This is a genomic window from Nocardioides sp. CPCC 206348 (genome assembly GCF_048654705.1).
Classification (GTDB): domain Bacteria; phylum Actinomycetota; class Actinomycetes; order Propionibacteriales; family Nocardioidaceae; genus Nocardioides.
The window spans coordinates 1-1,873 of sequence record NZ_JBMCZA010000069.1; the positions used below are offsets into that span (position 1 = coordinate 1).

The 1,873-nt window shown below is 66.2% G+C and carries 2 protein-coding genes; both read right to left on the reverse strand.

Features of this window, described 5'->3' with window-relative positions:
* Positions 1–75: 75 nt before the first annotated feature.
* Entirely contained in the window at positions 76–663 is a 588-nt protein-coding gene (locus ACOADB_RS03050; RefSeq protein ID WP_378596446.1) for a HEAT repeat domain-containing protein, read from the reverse strand.
* Positions 660–1,873, reverse strand: a 1,214-nt coding sequence (locus ACOADB_RS03055; protein WP_378596447.1) for a hypothetical protein, incomplete at its 5' end; no start/stop codon positions are given. The genes ACOADB_RS03050 and ACOADB_RS03055, both read right to left, overlap by 4 nt.

Consider the following 1,873-nt stretch of genomic DNA (forward strand, 5'->3'; position numbering starts at 1 on the left):
AGGACAGACCGGTGCACGCGCAGCGACTCATCGCGGCCTAGGCAACAGCCTCGTCAACTGGGTCTCACGCGAGTGTCAGTGCCGGGGCTGCGGGCCAGTTGCCAGCTGCGCGAGCGCAGCTGCTGATTCGGCTGCGGCGGACCTGACATCAGGCTCGGGGTCCGACGCCGCCACGGCGTCGAGGGCGTCGGCGATGTCCTCGCTCGCGAGGTAAGGTCCGGTCCACGCAGCGGCCAGGCGGACCAGCGGATGTTCGTCATGCATTCTGGCCAACCACTCATCCACGACGCCAGGTAGACCGGGGTCGATGCAGCCGGCGATCAGGTCGTACAGCGTGTCACCAAGGTCAGCCCAGTACCGACGGCTGCTTCGCGCCGCCTCCAGGAGGGGTTCGGGGGGCGCCAAGAGGCCGTCCTGCACCAGCCCGTGGAACAGCTCTGACGCTCGCGGACCTGTCGACCACAGGTACGTCCGAGCGATTTGGCGATCCTCGACAAGGGCGATGGGCGCGCCATCGTGCTGCCAGGACGCCAGCACGTTCCGCTGCTCGGCCCCGGGCCATGGTGGCGTGACCGGAGACTCTGTCACCGTTGTCCACCCAAGCGCCGCTCCGACCTCGTCGAGCCCTGCTGTTGTGGGAATGCCGCGGATCGAGAGTGTCACTCCGGGCCCTCCGATCCTTTGCGTGCTGCCTCTTCCAGGCGGTCCCGCAGTTCGTTGCGGATGAGCTTGTCGAGTTCCTTTTCGCTGAACCCGGTCTTCTTCCCCAGCAGCGTCTCGACATAAGCCACGGCCAGTGCCATCTCTCGTCGGACGAACTCCACGACCTTGGGTCCTGAGCCCACTGTTGTTGCTGGTGAGGCGTGAGGCACATCCTCGTCCTTGGAAACGCGTCTGCTTGCAGAGCCTGCCCCTCCGATCGCCATCGGGTTGTGCTCGGTCACCATCTTCTCAACCGTTCCGCCATGCTTGCCTTCCGCCACCTCGTGCGCCATCGCAGACCCGACGAGGTGGGACGGGCTGCGGCCTGACTCCACCGCCTCGAGGCGGGCCAGCCGGAACAGGTATGCGACCGCCTCCTTGTCGTTGCCAAGCGGCCGAGCGGGGATCTTGCCCTTGTCGGCCTCACGGATGGCTTTGGCGATCTGCGCGTCGGTCGCACCGGTGCGTATCTTGATGGCGGCGAGTTCAGCGATGATGTCCGGGGTGTACTTGCCCTTGCCTCCGAGGCCCTTGACGTGAATGTGCCCCGGGGCCGATGTCCGCGTTTGCTGGTCTGACGTAGTCACCCCCTTCGCAGGGGTGATGTTCTCGGTTGTCCACTCCGGCCGTGGCTGGTGAATGATCGCACTCGCCTCGGCGGCCTTGCCCTGGCTCGGCCGAGGGTCCTTGCCGGGCTCGCCAAGGTGCTTCTTACGGTCCCTGATGATCTGTGCCACTCGGTCCCGGACGTCCTTCGACGCCATCAGTTCGTTGGCGATCGTCCGAATCAGCGCGTGGATCTTTGCGGCGGAGAGCTTCTCCTGAATGATCTGCGACGGGGTTCGCTTGCTGGCTCGCTGAACGGTGATGTGGACCTCACCATCGGGCTCCGTGACCAGCTTGGCCGCCGTCAGCCCATAGGTCGCCTTGAGTCCGGGCAGAGCGGCTGCCACGCCGCCTTTGCTCGACTCCGGCTTGGCCAGGAGCGCAGTGGCCGCGGTGGCGGCGGCCGTCAGGTCGGGGTGATCGCGCTCGTGTCCCGGCTTGTCCTTCCGCGTCAGCCGGTCCTTGACCTTGCCGGTGACACCCTTGACCCCTGCGATCGCCCTATCCTTGACCTTCTTGCCGAACGACTTGGCCTTCGCGCCGAGGCCCTTCAGGCCGCGAATGA